The organism is Vreelandella subglaciescola (genome assembly GCF_900142895.1).
In the GTDB taxonomy this organism is placed as follows: Bacteria; Pseudomonadota; Gammaproteobacteria; order Pseudomonadales; family Halomonadaceae; genus Vreelandella; species Vreelandella subglaciescola.
In genome coordinates this window covers 2542465-2564559 of record NZ_LT670847.1, presented here as the reverse complement: position 1 = coordinate 2564559, position 22095 = coordinate 2542465, and the positions used below count along the sequence as shown (strand labels likewise).

General features: G+C 61.4%; 20 protein-coding genes. 10 read left to right on the top strand and 10 right to left on the bottom strand.

Annotation, left to right across the window (positions count from 1 at the left end):
* Positions 1–4 precede the first annotated feature (4 nt).
* A complete protein-coding gene (gene doeA / locus B5495_RS11940) occupies positions 5–1204 on the bottom strand; it encodes an ectoine hydrolase DoeA (protein WP_079554018.1) in 1200 nt (399 codons plus the stop codon).
* A 224-nt stretch (positions 1205–1428) separates the two neighbouring features.
* Here doeA and B5495_RS11935 point away from each other — a divergent pair, with 224 nt between their 5' ends.
* From B5495_RS11935 to B5495_RS11910, 6 genes are read left to right on the top strand one after another with little or no spacing between them, the layout of a single operon-like run.
* On the top strand, positions 1429–2364 hold the full coding sequence (locus B5495_RS11935; RefSeq protein ID WP_079554016.1) for a 2-hydroxyacid dehydrogenase: 936 nt from the start codon (positions 1429–1431) through the stop codon (positions 2362–2364).
* Between the two features lie 54 nt (positions 2365–2418).
* Positions 2419–3117 (top strand): hypothetical protein, encoded by a 699-nt coding sequence (locus B5495_RS11930; protein WP_079554014.1) that lies wholly within the window; start codon positions 2419–2421, stop codon positions 3115–3117.
* A gap of 18 nt (positions 3118–3135) precedes the next feature.
* A complete protein-coding gene (locus B5495_RS11925; RefSeq protein ID WP_079554013.1) occupies positions 3136–4062 on the top strand; it encodes a LysO family transporter in 927 nt (308 codons plus the stop codon).
* Positions 4063–4076: 14 nt separating this feature from the next.
* Positions 4077–4304, top strand: a complete 228-nt coding sequence (locus B5495_RS11920; RefSeq protein ID WP_079554011.1) for a DUF1656 domain-containing protein — start codon at positions 4077–4079, stop codon at positions 4302–4304.
* Between the two features lies 1 nt (position 4305).
* On the top strand, positions 4306–5166 hold the full coding sequence (locus tag B5495_RS11915; protein WP_079554009.1) for an efflux RND transporter periplasmic adaptor subunit: 861 nt from the start codon (positions 4306–4308) through the stop codon (positions 5164–5166).
* 2 nt (positions 5167–5168) lie between these two features.
* Positions 5169–7250, top strand: a complete 2082-nt coding sequence (locus tag B5495_RS11910; RefSeq protein WP_079554007.1) for an FUSC family protein — start codon at positions 5169–5171, stop codon at positions 7248–7250.
* On the opposite strand, the gene B5495_RS11905 is transcribed toward B5495_RS11910, so the two are convergent.
* The 5 genes from B5495_RS11905 to B5495_RS11885 are packed head-to-tail and all read right to left on the bottom strand — an operon-like array spanning position 7206 to position 11215.
* Positions 7206–7538 carry a YnfA family protein gene (locus B5495_RS11905; protein ID WP_079554005.1) on the bottom strand — a complete coding sequence of 111 codons (333 nt, stop codon included), beginning with the start codon at positions 7536–7538 and terminating at the stop codon, positions 7206–7208. The genes B5495_RS11910 and B5495_RS11905 overlap by 45 nt on opposite strands.
* 33 nt (positions 7539–7571) lie before the next feature.
* Positions 7572–8618, bottom strand: coding sequence for an SPFH domain-containing protein (locus tag B5495_RS11900; RefSeq protein ID WP_079554003.1), 1047 nt, complete (start codon positions 8616–8618; stop codon positions 7572–7574).
* 27 nt (positions 8619–8645) lie between these two features.
* Positions 8646–9107, bottom strand: a complete 462-nt coding sequence (locus tag B5495_RS11895) for a nodulation efficiency, NfeD-like protein (protein WP_231897183.1) — start codon at positions 9105–9107, stop codon at positions 8646–8648.
* Between the two features lie 33 nt (positions 9108–9140).
* Positions 9141–9854: a ZIP family metal transporter gene (locus B5495_RS11890; RefSeq protein WP_079554001.1), complete on the bottom strand. Its 714-nt coding sequence runs from the start codon at positions 9852–9854 to the stop codon at positions 9141–9143.
* 32 nt (positions 9855–9886) lie between these two features.
* The gene (locus tag B5495_RS11885) at positions 9887–11215 is read right to left on the bottom strand and encodes a DUF945 family protein (RefSeq protein WP_079553999.1); all 1329 of its coding nucleotides are present in this window, start codon (positions 11213–11215) and stop codon (positions 9887–9889) included.
* A gap of 205 nt (positions 11216–11420) precedes the next feature.
* Here B5495_RS11885 and B5495_RS11880 point away from each other — a divergent pair, with 205 nt between their 5' ends.
* From B5495_RS11880 to dauA, 4 genes are all read left to right on the top strand, one after another.
* Positions 11421–12863 (top strand): ATP-binding protein, encoded by a 1443-nt coding sequence (locus B5495_RS11880; RefSeq protein ID WP_154045266.1) that lies wholly within the window; start codon positions 11421–11423, stop codon positions 12861–12863.
* 35 nt (positions 12864–12898) lie between these two features.
* The gene (locus B5495_RS11875; protein WP_079553997.1) at positions 12899–13600 is read left to right on the top strand and encodes a response regulator; all 702 of its coding nucleotides are present in this window, start codon (positions 12899–12901) and stop codon (positions 13598–13600) included.
* A gap of 101 nt (positions 13601–13701) precedes the next feature.
* Positions 13702–14100: a hypothetical protein gene (locus B5495_RS11870; RefSeq protein ID WP_079553996.1), complete on the top strand. Its 399-nt coding sequence runs from the start codon at positions 13702–13704 to the stop codon at positions 14098–14100.
* Positions 14101–14288: 188 nt separating this feature from the next.
* Positions 14289–16025: a C4-dicarboxylic acid transporter DauA gene (gene dauA, locus B5495_RS11865; RefSeq protein WP_079553994.1), complete on the top strand. Its 1737-nt coding sequence runs from the start codon at positions 14289–14291 to the stop codon at positions 16023–16025.
* On the opposite strand, the gene exaC is transcribed toward dauA, so the two are convergent.
* The 4 genes from exaC to B5495_RS11845 form a co-directional block, all read right to left on the bottom strand.
* Positions 16022–17542, bottom strand: a complete 1521-nt coding sequence (gene exaC / locus B5495_RS11860; RefSeq protein WP_079553993.1) for an acetaldehyde dehydrogenase ExaC — start codon at positions 17540–17542, stop codon at positions 16022–16024. The two genes, dauA and exaC, sit on opposite strands and share 4 nt — an antisense overlap.
* 163 nt (positions 17543–17705) lie before the next feature.
* A complete protein-coding gene (locus tag B5495_RS11855; RefSeq protein WP_079553991.1) occupies positions 17706–18134 on the bottom strand; it encodes a universal stress protein in 429 nt (142 codons plus the stop codon).
* A gap of 11 nt (positions 18135–18145) precedes the next feature.
* Entirely contained in the window at positions 18146–20773 is a 2628-nt protein-coding gene (locus B5495_RS11850) for a TRAP transporter permease (RefSeq protein WP_079555064.1), read from the bottom strand.
* Positions 20774–21062: 289 nt separating this feature from the next.
* Complete coding sequence (locus B5495_RS11845) at positions 21063–22043, bottom strand: TAXI family TRAP transporter solute-binding subunit (RefSeq protein WP_079553989.1); 981 nt, start codon at positions 22041–22043, stop codon at positions 21063–21065.
* Positions 22044–22095: the final 52 nt, after the last annotated feature.

Here is a 22095-nt window from a genome sequence, read left to right as displayed (position 1 = left end):
GCGCTTACTTGACGAACAGCTGGCGCGGGAAATTGGCAAAGGTTTCGCAGCCGGTTTCGGTAATCAGGATACTTTCGGTAATCTCGAGCCCCCAGCCGTCGGCCCAGAGGCCGGGCATAAAGTGAAACGTCATGCCCGGTTGGAGCACCGATTCGTCCGAGGGACGCAGGCTCATGGTGCGCTCGCCCCAGTCCGGCGGGTAGGAAATACCGATGGGATAGCCGCAGCGCGCCCCGCCGCGGTCAAAGCCGTATTTATCCATCGCCGAGCCCAACGCCATGGCGATATCCGCCGTGCGGTTGCCGGGTTTGGCCACCGCCAAGCCTCTTTCGATGCCTTCTAAAAGCGCCGACTCGGCGCGCAAAAACTCACGCGGCGGGCGGCCCAAAAAGACCGTGCGCGACGTCGGCGCATGGTAGCGTTTATACACGCCGGCAATTTCGAAAAACGTGCCCTCACCTTCACGAAACGGCGAGTCATCCCAGGTCAGGTGCGGCGCAGCGGCATCTTTCCCAGTGGGTAAAAGCGGCACAATGGCTGGGTAGTCACCGCCGTGTACCTCGCCTTCTTCGTTGATATAGCCTTCAATGCCCACGCGATAAATCTCGGAGACCAGCTTACTTTTGCGCAGCCCCGGCTCAATAAGCTCCAGAATACGCGTATGCATGCCTTCGACAATCTTGCCGGCAATCCGCATATAAGCGATTTCCTGAGGCGATTTGATCGCCCGGCACCAGTTGACCAGGGCGTTGGCATCCATGAAACGGGCGTGGGGCAGCTCGCGCAGCAGGCACAAGTAAGCCTTGGCGGAGAAATAGTAGTTGTCCATTTCCATACCCACCACGCCGCGATCCCAGCCGCGGTCGGGTAAAATCGACTGCGCCAGATAGTCCATGGGGTGCATGTCAGGGTTCTGGACATAGTAATCCGGATAATAGGTAATGTTTTCCGGGGCGATCCAGCAGGTCAGAAGCGCACCGTTGGCGTCCATGCGGCGACCATACCAGACCGGCTCGCCTTCAAGGCTGACCAACACGCACTGATGCACGTAGAACGACCAGCCGTCATAGCCGGTAAGCCACGCCATGTTGGAGGGGTCGCTGACGATCAGTACGTCAATGCCCCGACTAGCCATTTCTGCGCGCACTTTCCATAGCCGCTGGGCATATTCCTCACGCGTGAAAGGCAGTGACACCTGAGTCATCGGGCAACTCGCCGTTAAGAATCAGAAAAACCGGACGTTATTACAGCGTTTCCGGGACATGTAAGCGATTTGGCCCGCCGCATTAGGCCTGCCATCGTCGTCCCCGCGATACTAGCACCCCTGCGCGGCACGGGGTCAAAACCTTTATTATAAAAACCGCAATCAGCCATGATAGCGTGGCCGCAATGCCCGAATAACGGCGATGAGCGAGTCAAGGAGAAATCATGAAAATAGTCGTACACACCGATGACGCCAACCGCTGGCGCACGGCGCTGGCACACGCTTTTCCCGGCGCCACGGTTATCACCACTGACGCGCCCGCCGACCAGCGCCAGAACGCCGACTACCTCGCCGTATGGAAGCCGCCCGAGTGGCTTTTTGCCGAACAGACGCGGCTCAAGGGCATCATCAACCTGGGTGCCGGGGTCGATGCCCTGCTGGCCACACCCGGGTTGCCCGAGAATGTACCCATCGTCAAGCTGCGCGATGCGGGAATGGCCGAGCCTATGGCTGACTACGTGCTTTACGGCGTGCTGCATTTTTATCGCGGCTTTGACCACTACGCACGCCAACAACAGCGGGATCACTGGAGCCCCCAAGCGGTGCCCGACAAGACCAACTGGCCGGTGAGCGTGCTGGGGCTCGGCGCGATTGGTCGCCGCGTCGCGCAGGCGCTTGCCCAGGCCGGGTTTCCGGTGCTCGGCTGGAGCCGCCACGCCAAAAACCTCGACGGCGTTGACTGCCGCCACGGCGAGGCCGGCCTTGACGCCGTGCTCAGCCGCGCCAAAACGCTGGTCACGCTGCTGCCGGATACCGCTGATACGCACGGGCTGCTCGATGCCGCACGTTTAGCGCAGCTGCCTCCAGGCGCGAGCGTGATCAACCCGGGGCGTGGCGGGCTGATCGACGAGCGCGCCCTGCTTGACGCACTGGGTGATGACAGCGCGCCGGGACCTCTGCGCGGTGCCCTGCTGGACGTCTTCAACACTGAACCACTGCCTGCTACCAGCCCGCTGTGGCGCCACCCGCGCGTGGTGATCACCCCGCACATGTCGGCACCCACGCCGCTTGATGGCGCCATTGATCAGGTCATCGGCTATCTGCGCGCCTTTGAAGCCGGCGACACGCCTGCCACCGTGAACCCGGCTACCGGCTACTGACGCTCACCGCTCCGGGCGCTATACTCGCCCTTACCCCATTACCGGAGAAGCGCAATGCCGATTATTTTACGCGCTTTGCCCGCCGCCGCGCTGGCGCTTGCTGTGCTTTGCAGCCTGGCCGCCACGCCGGCGCTGGCGGCGTCAACGGACGCCGCCGCGACAGCGCTGCGTCCGCTCAAGGCGTTTGACGCCGAGTATCGCCTGAAAGTTAAAGACTGGCCCGGCGCCACGCTAACCCACCGGATAAGCCACGAAGGCCGCCACTGGCTAAGCGAGATGCGTTTTTCCATCGCCGTGGCCAGCGGCCAGGAGCGCAGCCGCTTCAGCGCCGACGATGAGGCCACCCATTCGCTGCATTATTACAGCGGCTATTCGCTGTTTGGCGTGGGCGACAGCTACGAGCTGGCCGATGCCGACATCGACACCCTTGATCGGCAAACCGCGCTAGTCGACCTGGCGCGCCGCGCCGGGCGCGAGAACTGCACGGAAAGCGCCCCCTGCGACATACATTTTGTCGACCACCGCGGGCGCGATGAAAACTTCGAGTATTACGCCGCCGGCACGCGGCAGATAAAGGTGCCCGCCGGCACCTTTGAAGCGCTGACCGTGGTGCTGCTGGACGCCGAAAAAACCGACCGCGAAACCCGCATCAGCTACCAGCCCGATTACCCCGGCCTGATTGTCGACGCCAGCTACTGGAAAGACGGCAAGCGTGAAACACACATCACGCTGACCCAGCTAAACCGCCAATAAGGAACGCCGTACGCCATCATGTTTTCCGGATTACTGATCGTTTTATTGCCGCTCGTGGTGGGCTATCTCGTCCGCGTTCGCTCAAAGCGCCTGCAGGGCACCATCAACCACGCGGTGAATGGCTCGGTGTACGCGATACTGCTGCTGATGGGCATAAGCCTGGCGGGGATTGAAAACCTCTCTAGCCAGCTGTCGCGACTGGGCGGTAACGCGCTGCTGCTGTTTACGCTAACCAGCGCCTTCAACCTCGTAGCGCTATGGTGGCTTTCGCGCCGGCTGGCGCTGCACGCGGGCACCTCGCCCTCGGTCAAAAACGCGCCGGTCAGCAAGTTTGCCGCCATGCAGGGCTCGCTGTTGCTGGTGGGCGTGGTGGCGCTTGGCGTTACCGCCGGCGTGCTCCTCGGCCCGGTGCTCGGCAAAGCGCTGTTCAGCCATGCCGAAACCCTCGCCGAGTGGGTGCTATATGTGCTGCTCGCACTGATTGGCTGCCAGCTGCGTAACTCGGGCATGCCACTCAGGCAGATTCTGCTCAACCGCACCGGGCTTGCCATTGCGCTAACCCTTGCCGCCAGCTCACTGCTGGCCGGGCTTCTGGCCGCCCCTCTGCTATCGCTTAGCTGGAACGAGGGGCTCGCCATGGCCGCAGGCTTTGGCTGGTATTCGCTCTCGGCGATTTTGATCGGCGACCAGCTCGGGCCGCTCATGGGCGGGGTAGCGTTTTTCAATGACCTGGCCCGCGAGCTTCTAGCGTTTGTGCTGATTCCGCTGGTGATTCACCGCCATGCGGCGTTGGCGATTGGCTACGGGGGTGCCACGTCAATGGACTTCACGCTGCCGGTTATCCAGCAGCACGGCGGCGTGGCCTGTGTACCGGTGGCGGTGGTCAGCGGGTTTATTCTTTCGCTGTTGTCACCGCCTCTGATCCTGTTTTTGCTCTCGTTGTAGAGGAACACAACGCGATGGGTTTACACGAAATTGCTATCGGCGGTTTGTTTCTACCGCCGTTGTTCGCTTACGTGGTGATCGGCCTGGGCGCTACCTTTGCGCTGCGCGCCCTGCTGTTCCGCTTACAGGGAGGCCGGCGGCTGTGGTTCGAAGCCTGGTTCGACACCGCGCTGTTCGTGTTATGCACAGCGGCTACCGCCTATATTTTCTCCGCGCCTTTTTCCACCACGGGAGCCCTGTGATATGTCCACCCTGCTGCGCACGCTGGTCACCCTCGTTATCGTGGCACTTGCCGCCGCCGCCGGCTGGTGGCTCTGGCATTATTATCTTTACACGCCCTGGACTCGCGACGGGCGCGTGCGCGCCGAGATCATTACCGTCGCCCCCGACGTATCCGGGCGCGTAGTGGCGCTCAACGTGGATGACAACCAGCGCGTTAGCCAGGGCGACACGCTATTTCAGATTGACCCCAGCCGCTACCAGACGGCGATGGATAAAGCCCAGGCGGTCGTGGAACAGCGCGAGGCCGAGCTTGAACTTGCCCGCCACGAGGCCTCGCGGCGCAACCGGCTGGGGCGCGCCGCCATCAGCGCCGAAGGCCAGGAAACCTCGCGCATCAACAGCCGCGTGGCAAGCGCCACCCTTGCTCAGGCACAAAGTGCGCTGGCCAGCGCCCAGCTTGACCTGACGCAGACCACCGTTGCGGCGCCGGTTGCCGGGCACGTGCTGAACCTGCAGCTCGGCGAGGGCAACTACACCAGCGCCGGCAAGCCGGTGCTGGCGCTGGTGGCGGCCGGGTCCTACTACGTCACCGGCTATTTCGAAGAAACCAAAATGCCGCGGGTCAACGTGGGCGACCGCGCGCGGGTCAACCTGATGGGGGCGGAACACGAGCTTTCCGGCCACGTCGAAAGCATCGGGCGCGCCATCGCCGACCCCAACACCGCGCCCAACGAACAACTTTTGCCCAAGGTGCAACCTACCTTCAGCTGGGTACGCCTGGCGCAGCGCATTCCGGTACGTATCGCGCTGGACAACATTCCCGACGACGTTACGCTAAGCGCCGGCATGACCGCTTCCGTGCACATTGATCCGGCGCCCTAAGCATGTCCATCACCGCCTCGCCCTGGTATCAGGCCTACCTGACGCCTGACGCTCAGTCCGTCAAGTTCGCGCTCAAGGCAACGCTTGCCATGTTGTTGGCGCTGTATATCGCCCTGTGGCTCGACCTGGAGCGCCCCTACTGGGCGCTGATCTCGGCGGCGTTTCTACAGATCCGCCCGATGAGCGGCATGGTATTGGAAAAAGGGCTTAGCCAAATCAGCGGCACGCTGGTCGGCGCAGTGGCCGGCATCATTCTGATGGCGCTGTTTGCCCAGGCACCGGTGCCCGCGCTTGCCGGCCTGACGCTGTGGATCATGCTGTGTACCTACGGCAGCGCGCTGCTGCGCAACAACGCCGCTTACGGCTGCATCATGGGCGCAGTAACCGCCATGCTGATCGTGGTGATTGGCGCCAGTGCGCCGGATCGTATCTTTTCCATTGCCGTGGCCAGGCTCTCCGAGCTGACGCTGGGCGCCACCTGCGCGACGCTGGTCAGCGCGCTACTGTGGCCTACTCGGGTCAGCGCGCATCTGGAGCGTCAGGCCGACAGCGTGGTCAACCAGGCGTTTACCCACGCCGCCTACCGCCTGCGCGACACCGCCGACCACGCCGCGCTGGAAGCCACGCTCACCGACAGCCTGGCGCCGTTAACCCAGCTTGAAGGCGACAGCCAGGCGGCTCGCTACGAAGGTCCTGAGGGGGCGGGGCGCATTCGCGCCAGCCACGTGCTGACCCGCCACACCCTGCGCCTTCTAGCCACGCTCCACGCCTTGCAACAGCTGTTGCACAACGACGGCGAGGGGATTAAAGACGACATCAGGCAGCTCGCGCAGCAGCTCGCCGACGGCTTCGCGAGCGCTGCTGAATACAGCGGCACCGAACCCGCCCGCGAGCCTTTGCACGCCCTGCGCCGCCGAGCGCTGGACTACCCCGAAGCGGCGCTGACGCCGCTTGAGCAGCGCTGCTTATTGGGGCTGCGCGAGGCGCTGGGGCACGCGCTGATCATGCTGGATGCCCGCGACGCCATCGCCCACCCGTCACGTAAGTCCCTGCGCGGCGTGGCGCTGGCGTGGCACCGCGACCATCTGGTGGCCGGCGTCAACGCCCTGCGCGCCGGCGCCATTTTCGCCACGCTGGCAACGTTCTGGCTGGCCACCGGCTGGACCAATGGCCAGGTAGCGATGCTTTTAGGCACGCTTTTTTCCGCGTTTTTTGCCAGCCGCGACAACCCGGTCACGGTGTGCATGACCTTTGCCAAAGGCATGTTGGCCGCCATTCCCAGCGCGTTTCTGTTCGGCCATGTGCTGCTCGCCCAGGCCAGCGGCTTTCCCATGCTGGCGATGATTTTTCTGACGCCGCTGTTTCTGGGGCTGCTGGGCTCGGCCAACCCGCGGCTGATCGGCTATTGTTTGGCCTTTACCATCGGCAATATCCTGCTTACCATGCCCGGCAACGGCATGGACTTTTCCTTTGATAGCTTTATTAACCGCGCGTTGGCGGTACTAGTGGGGCTGAGTGCCGTGGTGACCGGATTTCGTCTGATTCCCGGGCCCGGCGCCACGCTGCGCCGCAAGCGGCTGGTGTGGGCGATTGCGGGAGACCTGCGCCGGCTGGCAAGCGCGCCGGTTGACGATGCAGAAACGCGCTTTATCGGCCGTATGGCCGACCGCCTGCTGCACCTGTCCAAACACGATGACACCCTGCCCGAGGACCAACGCCATCTATTCAGCCTGGGGCTGACCGGCCTTGACGTCGGCTACGCCTGCCTGCAGCTGCGCCGCCGGCTCGACGGGCTGAATAACGCCGCACTCGCCCGCGCAAAACGCGACTTTATTCTCGCACTGGCCGACGACTACGCCGGCAGCGCCCGCAGCGAAACGCCGCGCTGCGTACGCCCGGCGGGCGAGGCGCTGATTGCCGCCGCGCGCGACGAAAGCTCGCTGGACCCGCGCCGCCGGGCGCTGCTGGCCGGGCTAGTCGAACGCCTCGCGCTATCGCTTGAACGCCAGGCCATACGCGCCCAGCAGGTACGCCGCGCACTACCCCACACGCGGGGCGAAGAAAATAATCGCCATACCCAATAGCGCCACCGCCGAGCCGGTGAGGTCCCAAAGCGTAGGGCGCACGCCGTCAACCAGCCACAGCCAGGTAATCGCGGTGGCAATATACACGCCGCCGTAAGCCGCATAGACCCTTCCTGCCGGCTCGGGGTGCAGCGTCAGCAGCCACGCAAACAGCATAAGGCTCAGCGCCCCCGGTACCAGCAGCCACGCGGACTTGTGTTCACGCAGCCACAGGTAGGGCAGATAGCAGCCGATAATTTCTGCCAGCGCCGTGATCAGAAACAGGCCGACGGCTCTTATATCCAACACGCGCGCTCCTTTAAACCGCTATGCATGCAGGTCTCAGGTGTGAGCGCCGGGATCGGGCGCGCTCGCCGCACCGCCGACCATGCCTTGGCGCAGCGCTCCCGACGCCTTGACGGCGTCTTCCGGGCTGCCGGCCATTTCACGGAACATGCCCATCGACCCCAGCAGCGCCGAGGATTCATAGGGCACAAACACGCGCTCGCCGTCTTTAGCCATGTTCGGCAGGCTTTTGATATAGCTTTGCCCCAGCAGATAGCCCACCACGGTGCGCTTGTGTTCGTCGTCATCGCCCAGCGCGCTGAGCACCAGGCTAATGGATTCCTTCTCGCCTTGGGCGCGCAGAATGGCTGACTCTCTGTCGCCTTCGGCGTTCAGAATCGACGATTCGCGCTGCCCTTGCGCCTTGGCAATGGCCGCGGACTTTTCGCCTTCGGCCTCGGTCACGGTGGCGCGCCGCTTGCGCTCGGCGGCCATTTGCAGCCGCATCGCCGACTCCACCTCTTGAGGCATTTCAATATCCTGCACTTCCACCCGGGTAATGTTGATGCCCCACTTGGACGCCGGCTCTTCCATCGTCGCCTTTATCTGGTTGTTGACCTCGGCACGAGATTCAAACAGCTTGTCCAGTTCCATCTTGCCGACCACCGAGCGCAGCGTGGTTTTCGCCAGCACCTCAACGGCCTGACTCATGTTTTCGACTTCGTACACCGCGCGCTCGGGCATCACCACGTTGTAGTACAGCGCGCCGTTAATGCGCACGGTGACGTTATCCGTGGTGACGACCGGTTGGCCGGGAAAATCCATTACCGTCTCGCGCCGATCAATGCGCGTCTCCTCGCGGGTAACGGCGACATAGGTGTCGTTGCGCTTCTGGTAGCGGATCATGGTGATCGACCGCGGCTTTTCAATAAACGGAATAATAATGTTGATGCCGCTTTCCAGAACCCGATTAAACGAGCCTAGCCGCTCCACCACCACGGCTTCTGACTGACGCACAATCATCAGTCCCTTGGCGATTATCAGCACGCCGATAACCACAACAATCACGCTGATCAAAAGCCCCACGCTCACGGAATCGTTCATTGTTCTACTCCTGCCTTGTTGATTCGCCTACGACGAGTTTCCCTGTTTGATGACCCGCGCCAGCGTGCCGTCAAAATGATCCAACACTACTTTTTCTCCTTCGGCCGGCGCATCATCAGGCGCTGCATCCACGTACTCGGCGCGAAAGAAGTCGCCCTTTATTTTGATGCCGCTGGCGCCGTCGTAATCGCGGTGCACAATGTAAAATCGCTGACCTTGCTGTGCCCCAGTGCCGGCCACGCCGTAGTTCACGCCGGCCGGCGAAAACCACGGGCGAATCACCTTAATCATCAGCGGCACGCACACCGCGCTTGCCATACCCAGTGCGGCAAGCTGCCACACAAGCGGGGCGCCAAGAGCGGCCACGCCGGCGGTCAGCAATACCGCAATGGCAAGCGCGAGCAGCACCATACTGCCCGTCACCAGCTCGGCAAGCGCCAGCAATAGCGCCACCATCAGCCACACATAGCCTGCGCTTATGATATCCACTGGCCCTCCTCTCGCACTACCACCCCCTTCTCATTAGCCAGCGAGCATGCTGCCGATTAGCCCGAGTAAAAAACCCGCCACTGCGCCTAGCGCAGGCATCCACGTATTCTCCAGCTTGGCCTGCGGGGCAATGTCGTCAAACACCAAGTACAAAATGCCGCCGCTGGCAAACAGCATCAGCGCGCCCATAACGGTGGGATACTGGCCCAGCCAAAAATAGCCGGCCAGACCTGCCGCCGGCCCCAGCAGCGCCATAGCACAAAACGCCGTAATAATAGTGCCCTGCGCCAGCTTTCCCGAGCGGGCAAGCTCTTCAAAGGCGTTAAAGCCCTCGGGCAGGTTTTGCAGCGTGATCAGAAATGCCAGCAAAAGTCCGGTGTTTTCACCTGCAGCAAAAGCAGCCCCGAGTGCGATGGCCTCGGGAATAAAGTCCGAAAGCATCGCGACCAGCTGTCCGGCGGCACTTTGCAGCCGGTTTAAGGCGATATCCAGCAGGAAAAAGGTTACCCCGCCGGCCGCAAAGCATAGCCCGGCCGCCGGCGTCGAGAGTTTGGCCACGCCATCCGGCACTAGTACCAGCGCAATCGCCGAGATCAGCGCGCCGCCGCCAAAGGCTACGATAAAATGCCGCCACTCGCTGCCCAGCCATGCCGGATGTAGCTGGTCAAAGCGGGCAAACAGCGCCCCCACCGGCATCGACGCGCCGGCGCCTAATGCCAGCAGCAATACTAGAATACTCTCAGGCATAAATCTGTTCCTCCTGCGCTAGCCTATCGCGCTTACTGTGGCAGCGCCTGTTGCAGCGGCTCGCCGTTGTAAAGCGGTTGGCTATTTTTCCAGGCAAAGGTATGCGGCGCATCGCCGTTGGCCAGCAGCGCCTGGAGCCCGGGCGGCAGCTCGCCCACGATGGTGTCGGGCAGCTGGGTCACCGTAAGCTCTGCGCTAACGCGGGGCGCGAATTCAGCCTGTGCCTCGCGGGCGCTCATCGCCGGGCGCCCCTGTGTTGCCACAACGGTACGGCGCATATCGGCATTGATATCTGCCAGCAGCGCATTGGTCGCGTCTTGCGGCAGCCCATCACCGTCAAACGCCAGGCTGCCTGATAGATCGGTCGTCGCGCGGCCGATCATGGGTAGCGTTGCGTCTATCGTTAGCGTATTGAGGTGCAGCGAGGGGGAGTGGGCAAGCAACGTGTGGGCTTGCTCAACCAGCGTCTCCTGCAGATCGTGGGTCAGGGCTTGTTGCCGCTGTGCAGGTAACGTTGCTTCATCATCGATGGTCTCAAGGCTTTGCTCCAGCGCCTCAGACACGGCCTGAAACGCCTCATAGTTCAGTCCTTCGGCGGTGATATCAAGCTCAGCATGGCCCGGCTCGCTACCCATGAACACGGCGTCGCTAGCGGCAAAATAGAGCTGAGAGGTCAGCGTATCCCCGTCAAGCGTGGCCGTATTGCGGATTTCGGACTCACCCAGGCGTACGGCCTCAAGTGGCTCTCCGCGGCTGTTCACCGTCAGCGCCGCACCTTCTACGGCAAAACGGACATGCGAGCGGCCCTCCCCGTCTTGCGGCGCCACATTGTGCTCAAGCTCGGTTTGCAGGCCGCTAATCTGCATGTGGCTGCTGGTATATTGAAGATCCATACGCTGGGTAAGCATATTAAGGGCGAAGTGCTCTCGTTCAGCGTCAACGTAACCGTTGCCCTCTGTTTGCTCAAACACCATGCCGTACTCTGCGGCGGTGAGCTCATCGGCACTAAAGGTGTAGTTTCGCTTGCCGTTGCCAAGCTCGGTGGTGAAATCCACCACGCCTTCCAGCACTTCACCGTTGAAGGTCATTAAGCCGTCGGCCTCGCGGGACAAATACCCCACTTCCATCGCCAACTCGCCGCCAAGCCCGGGCTCTGCCACCGCCTTTATATCTGCCGTCACCGAGGTGTTGCCCCAACCTTTATGCGTTTGCACATTGCTGACGGCAATATCCTGATCGGCCTCCAGCGCCGCCAGATTCTGTTGAATCTGCTTTTCCACGGATTTCCCCGCCATGCTGTGAGCGATAAAGCCACCGGCGACGACAACCACACCGGCCACAACAATGATTTTTTTATCCACAATAAACGTCCTTATTTTTGATACGCTCTCATACGGCGTAACTGCTCAAGCAGTGTTTACTGCACAAACGTTACACCCAAGCGTTAAATCGCTGCGCAACGTCGCCGGATGCTAGCATGTTGCGCTCATGTTTTATGCCTGTTTACGTTGCCACTCCACCACTGTTATTCACCGCCGCCGCCTTGCATTCATTAGCTGACTGCCTATGCCCGCTTTCTTTGCCACACTGGGGTCTCCCTTGGGGATATCGTTTCGCCGCGCGCGCTATCGCCGCCTGTCACGGCTAGGCTTTAAGTTTTTCGCGATTATTCTGAGCATTAACGTGGCGATTTCCGTCGCCGTATTTCTTTCCGTCTCTTACAGCATTGATCGTGGTTTTCTGGATTACCTGAACCAGGCGCAAGAGCGTCGCGCCATGCGTCTGGCCGAGGGTCTCACCGCCCGCTGGCAGCAGCATCAGAACTGGGACTGGCTGGAACACGACCCGCTGCGCTGGCCCACCATCATCTACCACGAGCTTGGCCGCGGCGACGACGAACGCCCCTCGCCGCTGGGCGAGGCTCAGGATTTTGCCCTGCGCGCGCCGGACGGACGTTTTATTGTCTCGCCCCGCCACGCCGAGGATACGCCCACCAGCTGGCACTGGATGCCGCTAATCGCCAGCGAGGAGGAAATCGGCTCGCTCGGTTTCCGGCCGCCCCAGGAAATCCTCAAGCGCATGGAAAACCGCTTTCTCGACCGCCAGCGCAGCAATCTCTCGCTAATCATCATATCGCTGGGCATTGCCTCGCTGCTGCTGGCCGGCGGGCTGTCGTGGTGGCTGGGCCGGCGTGCCCGCACGCTTGCCACGGGGGCATTGCGCTTGACAAAAGGCGACTATCACATTCGTCTACCCGTGCGTGGTCGCGACGAGCTCTCTGGACTGGCGCGGGACTTCAACGTCCTCGCCGCTACGCTAGAAGCCAATCGTGACGCGCGCGCGCGCTGGGTCTCGGATACGGCGCACGAACTGCGCACGCCGCTTGCCGTTTTGCGCGGCGAGATCGAAGCCATGCAGGACGGCATCCGCCCGCTCAACGTTGATAACCTCGGCTCGCTGGCGCAAGAGGTTAGCCAGCTTGAACGCCTGGTGACAGATTTGCGCCTGCTGTCGCAAAGCGACGCCGGCGCGCTAGATATTCAGCTGGCGCCGCTTGATATGAGCGACAGTCTACAACACCACCTGAACGACGCCAGGCGCTGGCTTGAAGACACCCAGTTCACGCTGACCGACACGCTGATGCCGGAGCTTTACATAAACGGCGATGCCCAACGCCTGCGCCAGCTGTGGCACAATCTGCTGGACAACAGCTGCGCCTACACCACCGAGCCGGGCACGCTTCACGTGACGCTCACTCGCCAGCATGACGAGGCCGTGCTGATCTGGGAAGACAGCGCGCCGGGCGTGCCCGAGCAAGAGCTCGCCCGACTGACCGAACGCCTTTACCGCGTGGAAGGCTCCCGCAACCGCTCAAGCGGCGGCAGCGGCTTGGGGCTTTCTATTGTCAGCGCCCTTGTGTACGCCCACGGCGGACATTTAGACGCCTCGGCTTCGCCGCTTGGCGGGCTGCGCTGGACGCTGCGCTTTCCCTTGTTATCGCCAACCTGATGTTGCCGCCCACCTGACTTCTCCGTGAGTGACCTATGCCCACTGATGCCTCTTTACTGATTGTTGAAGACGAACCCAAAATTGCCCGTCTGATGTCTGACTACTTACAAACCCACGGGTTTGACGTCACCACGCTTGACGACGGCAACGCCGTGATGCCCTGGCTTGAAGAGCAGCAGCCGGCACTGATGCTGCTGGACCTGATGCTGCCAGGTCAGGACGGCCTGACACTGTGCCGCAGCATCCGCGAGCGCTACCCGCAAATTGCCATCATCATGGTAACCGCCAAGGTAGAAGAGGTGGACCGCCTGCTGGGGCTCGAGCTGGGCGCTGATGACTACATCTGCAAGCCCTTCAGCCCGCGCGAAGTCGTCGCCCGCGTCAAGGCCGTGCTACGCCGCAGCCAGGCCGCCGAGGGCGCTCTCGCACCGACCGACGATCCTGCCGCGCCGGTGCATCTGAATGAAGACGGCTGGCAGGCCATGGCCGACGGCCAGGATCTGGGGCTTACCGCCGTTGAGTTTCAGCTGCTGCGCGTGATGATGCGTGCGCCGGGGCGGATTTTCAGCCGCGAACAGCTGATGGATCACATGTACCGCGACAACCGCATTGTGTCGGAGCGCACCGTGGACAGCCACGTCAAGAAACTGCGCAAGAAAATCAACGAAGCACTGCCCGACCGCGAGATCATTCGCTCGGTTTACGGCGTCGGCTACAAATACCAGCCGGATGAATAAAGCGCAACGCCGCGATAAGATCACGTTTGTTACACACTCACTGCAAGAGGCTTGCACTAGGGTGCGCAATCCTTGAGGTCACAATCCAGCAGGAGTTCACGATGAAATCGCTGATGCCGTTACGCAAAAGTTTTGCCCCCGCCCTTCTCGCCGCCATGCTGATACCGCTGGCCTTCGCCGCTCAGGCTGCACCAGACGCGAAGCCAAGCGCCAAACACGCTCAAGGCGAAATGCCCGCGGCGCTCAAGGCACGCATGGAAGAACGCCGCCAAGCCGTGTATGAAGAGGCCGGCATTGACGAGGCGACCCAGAAAGAGCTCAATGCCACGCAGCAAGAGCACTACGAAGCAATGCACAAGCTGCGCCAGGAACATCGTGAGCGCATGCAGGAAATCCTGACCGATGAGCAGCAGCAGTCGCTCAATCAGGCCATGCGCGACCTGCAAAGCCAACATCAAGGCAAGCAAGGTGCTCCCGGGAAAGGCAAGGCCGCCGAGTAAACGCGCGTCTCCCCTTCCGCTCCGCACATATCACGCCCGGCTTAGCCGGGCGTTTTGCTAACACAGGATTCGCTCCCGGAAATCACACTCGGTACAAGGCGGCAGCTGGTATAATGCGTTGAGGAGTCAAGGCACGGCATGATTTAGCGCCATGCCCTTTTGCTCAGCCTACCTTTCCTGGAGTCATCATGTCGCGTCAGCAGCGCTCCTCCCATACCGCTTTTCCCTACCCCGGCAGCGCCCTACTTAGCACTTGGCAAGCGGGCTATTCCCGGGCCCGCTTAAAAAGCGACATTATGGCCGGCCTGACCATCGGTGTCGTCGCAGTACCACTTTCCATGGCGCTGGCCATTGCGACCGGTGTGGCGCCCCAGCACGGGCTGTATACGGCCATTGTGGCCGGCATCGTTATCGCGCTGACCGGCGGCTCGCGGTTCAACATTTCCGGGCCGACGGCCGCTTTCGTGGTGATCCTCTTCCCCATTGTGGCCAACTACGGGATCGGAGGGCTGCTAATTGCCACCTTGATGGCCGGCATGATTCTTCTGGCGCTAGGGCTGGCACGGCTGGGCAGCCTAATTCAGTACGTACCCTACCCGGTCGTACTCGGCTTTACCGCGGGCATCGGCACGGTGATCGCGCTGTTACAGCTGCCCGATTTTTTTGGCCTTTCCGACCTTGAGCTCGGCGACAGCACCGTGGAAAACGCTTGGCTCATTACCCGGGCACTGCCTGACCTCGCCCCGGCAGAGCTCGCCATCGGCGTTATTACGCTTGCCACGCTGCTGCTTTGGCCGCGCCTTAAAACGCCCGTTCCCGCACCGCTTGCAGGGCTTGCCGTGGGCACGCTGGCAGCCATATTGATGGCCATGCTGGGTGTCGAGGTCGACACCATTGCCTCGCGCTTTCACTGGACGATCGACGGCCAGAGCGGCAGCGGCATACCGCCGCTGGCGCCCAGCTTTAGCGCACCGTGGCATTTCCCCGGCGCTAACGGCGAGCCGCTGACGCTTAACTTTGCCTTAATTCAGGCGCTTTTGGGGCCAGCGCTTGCGATTTCGCTGCTGGCGGCGATTGAATCACTGCTTTGCGCGGTGGTTGCCGACGGCCTCACCCGCACACGCCATGACCCCAATGCCGAGCTGATCGGCCAGGGCATCGGCAATATCGTGGTGCCGTTTTTTGGCGGCATCACTGCGACCGCGGCGCTGGCGCGTACCGCGACCAATATCAAAAGCGGTGCCTTTTCGCCCATTTCGGCGGTCGTTCACTCGCTACTGGTACTGCTGGCCGTGGTGGCGCTGGCGGGCATTCTCGGCCGCGTCCCCATGGCCGCGCTTGCCGCCTTGCTGTTGATTATCGCGTGGAACATGAGCGAAGCAAAAAGCTTTGTCCATACGCTAAAGAGCGCCACCGCAAGCGATGTCGGGGTGCTGGTGATCTGCTTTGTACTAACGGTCGCCTTCGATATGGTCATTGCCGTCGCCGTAGGCATTAGCCTGGCCGCTGCGCTATTTATTCGCCGCATGGCACAGCTCACCGCGACCGAACGTCTACCCGACCCACCGGCCTCCAGCGTCGAGATGCCCAGCGGCACGGCACTTTACCGGATCAGCGGCCCTTTATTCTTTGGCGCCGCAGAAAAGGCCATCGCTACGCTGCGCACGGTGGACCCCGAGGTTAAAACGGTGCTGCTCGACATGCACGCCGTGCCCAGCCTCGACGCGACCGCCACGGTGGCACTCGACGGGCTTCGCCACGAACTGGCCGAGCAGCATATCGGGGTGATTTTCATCGGTCTGCCCGCGCGGCTACGGCTAAAGCTCAAACGCGCGGGGATCTATCGCGAGGTAGGTAAACTGGCAATGGCCTCAAGCCTTGAACGCGCCGCGCAGATAGCGCGGCGCTGGCAGGAATCGGGTTAAAAGAAGCCCATGGGGTTGATGTCGTAGCTAACCAGCAGGTTTTTGGTCTGCTGGTAGTGCTCAAGCGCCATTTTGTGGGTCTCGCGGCCCACGCCGGATTTTTTATAGCCGCCAAAGGCGGCGTGTGCCGGATACTGATGATAGCAGTTGGTCCATACGCGCCCGGCCTGAATACCGCGCCCCATGCGAAACGCGACGTTGATATCGCGGCTCCATACCCCGGCGCCCAGACCGAACGCGGTGTCGTTGGCAATTGCGAGCGCCTCGGCTTCGTCCTTGAACGTAGTCACCGCCACCACCGGGCCGAAAATTTCCTCCTGAAAGACGCGCATTTTGTTGGAGCCTTTCAGCAGCGTGGCCTGAATGTAGTAGCCCTGATTGAGGCTTTCATCGAGGGTTTCCTTGTCACCGCCGGTCAGAAACTCGGCGCCTTCATCCCGGGCGACGTCCATGTACGACATGATTTTATCGTACTGCTCCCGAGACACCTGCGCGCCCACCTGCACGTCAGTATCCAGCGGGTTGCCGCGATTGATGGTTTGCGTGCGCTCGACCACCTTGGCCATAAAGTCGTCGTACATGCTTTCCTGCACCAGCGCGCGCGACGGGCAGGTACACACCTCGCCCTGATTCAAAAAGGCCAGCACCAGCCCTTCCACGGCTTTATCAATAAACTCCGGCTCGGCGTTCATGATGTCGGCAAAATAGACGTTGGGCGATTTACCCCCCAGCTCTACGGTGGAAGGAATGATGTTTTTCGCCGCGCATTCAAGGATATGCGAGCCCACCGGCGTGGAGCCGGTAAAGGCGATCTTGGCAATCCGCGGGCTGCTCGCCAGCGCCTGGCCTGCCTCTTCGCCAAAACCGTTGACGATATTGATCACACCCGGCGGCAGTAAATCACCGATCAGCTTCATCAGCTCCAGAATCGAGGCCGGCGTTTGTTCGGCGGGCTTGAGCACTACGCAGTTGCCGGCCGCCAGCGCCGGCGCCAGCTTCCACGTCGCCATCAGCAGCGGGAAGTTCCACGGGATAATCTGACCCACCACGCCCAGCGGTTCGTGGAAATGGTAGGCCACGGTGTTGGCATCGATATCTGCCGCGGCGCCCTCCTGCGCGCGAATGCAGCCGGCAAAGTAGCGAAAGTGATCCACCGCCAGCGGCAGGTCGGCGTTGAGGCACTCGCGCACGGCCTTGCCGTTATCCCAGGTTTCCGCCACGGCGAGTTTTTCGAGGTGCTGCTCGATACGATCGGCGATTTTCAGCAGCACGTTGCCGCGCTCCTGCGGCGAGGCTTTACCCCACTCGGGAGCGGCGTGGTGGGCAGCGTCCAGCGCCTTGTCGATATCTTCGGCGGTCGAGCGGGGGATTTCGCAGAACACCTCGCCGTTAATCGGGCTGACGTTATCGAAATACTCGCCGTTAACCGGCGGCACAAACTCGCCGCCAATGTAGTTGCCGTAGCGCTTGTCGAACGTGATCAGGGAATCGGCGTCGCCGGGGTTGGCATAGATCATGGCGTGGCTCCTGCATGTTGTTCTTAGCTGCTGAGGATTGTTCACTGCCTGCCCAGTGTTGGCCAATCCGCGCCCGGGTAAAATCATCCAAACGTCGAAGAGCCGGGCGATGCTGCCCGGCTCTTCCACATACCTCCCTGATACTCGCTAGCCCACGATCATCCTAGCGCACAATCATCACCGACATTTTGGCGTGATGCACCACGTGCTCGGCGTTTGGCCCGAGCACATAATCGACAAACTTGCGCTTGGTGTGCGAGGCCATGACGATCAGGTCGATATCCAGCTGCTTGCCCACGTTGATAATCGCCTCCCACGGCGAGCCGTCAACGATCACGCTCTGGGTCTGGATCTCATCGGGAATGTTATCGCTGATGAAGTCGCGCTGGGCCTCGGCCACCGCGGCGTGCGCTTCCTGGGAGAAGTTTTTGGGAAAGTAGGCACCCACCAGCGGCATCTTGACATCCGGCAGCACGGTAACCACGTGAAGCGAGGCGTCAAACGTCTGGCACAGCGTGATTGCCGTGGGCAGTGCCTTTTTCCACGAGGCTTCTTCGTTGATATCCACGGGCAGCAGAATTTTACGGTACATGAGCCTCTCCTCTATGCCGCCGCCACGGGCGCTTTTTCACGACGGCGACGACGGCGCTGCAGCGCCACCACAAGCCCGAAAACGCCCAGTGCGGGCAGCCACATCCACTCTTTGGTCCAGCGGTCTACCGGCGCCTGCACCTGAATGATTTCCTGATCAAAATCAAAGCCCATCTCGGCGGCCTGACTGCCGTAGGTGACCATGTCCACCACGGCTTTACCGTCATCCACCAACAGCTCAATACCCAGATTGTCGAGCCGCTCCTGACCGCTGTCGCCGTCGGGCACCGGCAGCGTCATGTAGGTGGTCATCGGTTCGCCGTAGGCGTCGAGCCCGCTGATCTGCAGGCGCAGCGTGGTATCGGCATCCACATCGCCCAGCGCTTCGACAAACTGCGTCGGGGGGATGTCGCGGTAAGGATCGTGCAGCTGATCCATCCAGAAGCCGGGGCGAAACAGGGTAAAGGCCACCAGCAGCAGCAGTGCGGACTCATACCAGCGGCTGCGCGTCAGCATGTAGCCCTGGGTCGCGGCGGCGAAGATCAGCATGGCGACGGTCGCCACGATAAAGATCAGCACCCCCTGCAGCGGACTGACGTCGATCAACAGCAGGTCGGTGTTGAAGATGAACAGAAACGGCAGCGCGGCGGTACGCAGGCTGTAGTAAAACGCCTGGAAACCGGTGCGTATGGGGTCGCCTCCGGAAATCGCCGCCGCGGCAAACGACGCCAGCCCCACGGGCGGGGTCACGTCGGCCATGATGCCGAAGTAAAACACGAACAGGTGCACGGCAATCAGCGGCACCAGCAGGCCATTTTGCTGGCCCAGCTGAATAATCACCGGTGCCAGCAGCGCCGATACCACGATGTAGTTGGCCGTTGTCGGCAGGCCCATGCCCAGTATCAGACTGAGCACGGCGGTAAAGAACAGGATCAGCAGCAGATTGCCCATGGCGATGGTTTCCACCACCTCGGCCAGCACCAGCCCGACACCGGTTTGTGACACCGCACCGACGATAATCCCCGCCGTTGCCGTGGCAATGCCGATACCGATCATGTTGCGCGCCCCGGTGACAAGGCCACTCCAGAGGTCCAGCGCGCCTTCACGCAAATCGGCGCGAAGGTCACTTTTACCGCGCAAGACGGCAAGAATCGGACGCTGGCTCAGCATGATGAAGACCATGAACACCGTCGCCCAGAACGCCGATAGTCCGGGCGACAGGCGTTCGACCATCAGGCACCAGATCAGCACGATCACCGGCAGAATATACTGCAGCCCGACCATCACCGTGGGGCGCGTTTGCGGCAGCTCGAAAATCGGCTCGTCCGGGTCGTCAAGCTCAAGCTCGGGGTAGCTCGCCGCCACTTTCAGCAGGGCCAGATACACCACCACCAGGCCCGCCGCAATCACCCAGGGAGCGGAGGCCCCCAGCACGGGTTTCAGCCAGCCCAGGCCGTAGTACACGCCCAGCGCCGTTGCCATCATTAACAGCAGTCCGCCCAGAAACCCGATCACCTTGCGCACCAGCGGCTTGGGCGGATTGGTGCTTTTAAGCCCCTCCATGCCGGCTTTAAGCGCTTCAAGGTGAACGATATAAATCAGCGCGATATAAGAAATAAGCGCCGGCAAAAACGCGTGCTTGATCACTTCCACGTAGGAAATGCCCACGTATTCCACCATCAAAAACGCCGCCGCGCCCATCACCGGCGGCATGATCTGCCCGTTAACCGACGAGGCCACCTCAACCGCACCGGCTTTTTCGGCAGGAAAACCGACCCGCTTCATCATCGGAATGGTAAAGGTACCGGTGGTCACGGTATTGGCAATCGACGAGCCGGAAATCAGTCCGGTCATGCCCGACGCCACTACCGCCGCCTTGGCGGGGCCGCCCTTGTAGTGCCCCAGCAGGGAAAAAGCGACCTTGATGAAATAGTTGCCCGCGCCGGCCTTATCCAACAGTGCGCCAAACAGTACAAACAGGAAGACAAAGCTGGTCGAGACGCCCAGCGCGATACCAAATACGCCCTGGGTCGTCAGCCACTGGTGATTAATCAGGCCAAACGGGCTGACGCCGCCGTGGGCGAGAATACCCGGCATCCACGGGCCGGCGAGCGAATACACCAGAAACACCGTGGCCACAATCATCAACGGTGGCCCCAGCGCGCGGCGTGTGGCTTCCAGCAGCAACAAAATACCCATCACCCCTACCACCACGTCTTGTAACAGCGGCGCGCCGGGGCGTTGGGCAAGAGATTCGTAGAACAAAAACATATAGGCGCCGCAGAAGGCCGCCAGCCCGGCCAGGATCCAGTCCTGCACGGGGATATGATCACGCGGCGAGCGCTTCAGCGCCGGATAGGCCATGTAGGCCAGAAACAGAGCAAACGCCAGGTGGATCGAGCGAGCCTCGGTGGCATTGAACACGCCAACGCCAAAGATAAACGGCAAGGGAGAGGCGATCCACAGCTGAAACAGCGACCAGACGGCAGCAATACTGACCAGCAGTTTTCCTGGCATGCCCTTGGGTTTGCGCGCCCCCGAATCGGTCGACGCGACCATATCGTCGAGCTCGGCGTGAGGCGCGTCGGCCCCGCCGGGTGGGGCATTCGATTCCGGCGCTTTTTTGCTGTGCTCTGTCATAAGCAAGCCCTGCACAAAAATGGATAACAAAGCGCAATACCAGAAGGACGCAAGCGGCACCCCTGAGCGCGTGGAAGGCGATTTTCGTCGCCCTTGGCCGCATCTGCAATCATTGCTTTATCAGCCTTCCTTCATCGATCAGCATAGTCGGCTCGCACGCGCATGGCACAATTTCGCTACCCGCCTCTGATACTCGGGTCTGCCATACACTGCCTGAACGCAGCGCGCGGCCCCCTCAGGAGCCGCGCGCATCACGTACAAAAAGCGATGATATGCTCCGCTTTCTGGCTTACTCGATCCAGCCCTGCTCGCGGTAGTAGCGGGCAGCACCGTCGTGCAGCGGTGCGGAAAGACCGCTGGTGACCATGTCCTCGGGATCGAGGTTTTCAAACGCCGGGTGCAGGCGCTTGAAGCGATCAAAGTTGTCAAATACCGCTTTGACGGTCTGATAAACGACTTCATCGTCGGTATCTGCCGTGGTCACGAAGGTCGCGGCGACGCCAAAGGTTTCCACGTCATCAGGGTTGTTCTTGTACAGCCCGCCCGGGATAACCGACTTGGAGTAGTAGGGATATTCAGCGACGATGCCCTGAATATCTTCGTCGTTGAGCGGGATCAGATTCGCATCAACGGTCGTGGTGGCTTCCTGAATCGCGCCATTGGGGTGGCCGACCACGTAGGTCATGGCGTCAATGTTGTTATCCGCCAGCGCCGAGGCCATTTCCGCGGCGTCGAGCTGAGAAGCCAGCGAGAAAGTGTCCTTGTCCCAGCCCTTGGCATCCATGACCACTTCCATGGTGTTGCGCTGGCCAGAGCCCGGGTTACCGATGTTGACGCGCTTGCCTTCCAGATCATCCAGCGTTTCGATGTCGGCATCCGCGCGCGCCAGCAGCGTCAGCGGCTCGCCGTGGATGCGGAACACCGCGCGCAGGTCGTCGTAGGCGTCGTCTTCAAAATTACCCGTGCCGTTGTAGGCCTGGTACTGCACGTCGGACTGCACCACGCCCATGTCCAGCTCGCCGGACTTGATACCGTTGATGTTGGCCACCGAGCCGCCGGTAGACGGCGCGTTACAGCGAATGTTCTGCTCTTCGCTGTTCTTGTTGACCAGACGGCAGACGGACTGCCCTACCACATAGTAAACCCCGGTCTGACCACCGGTACCGATGGTGACGTAGTTGACTTCTTCGGCCACGGCAGGCGAGGCAAAAGTCGCCGCCGCCAGCAACGCGCCGGAGAAGGCGACAGTAGAAAATACATGACGCTTCATGAACAATCCCCTTGATTCTCTGGTGTTATAAATTATCGTCGTGCTGTCAGTT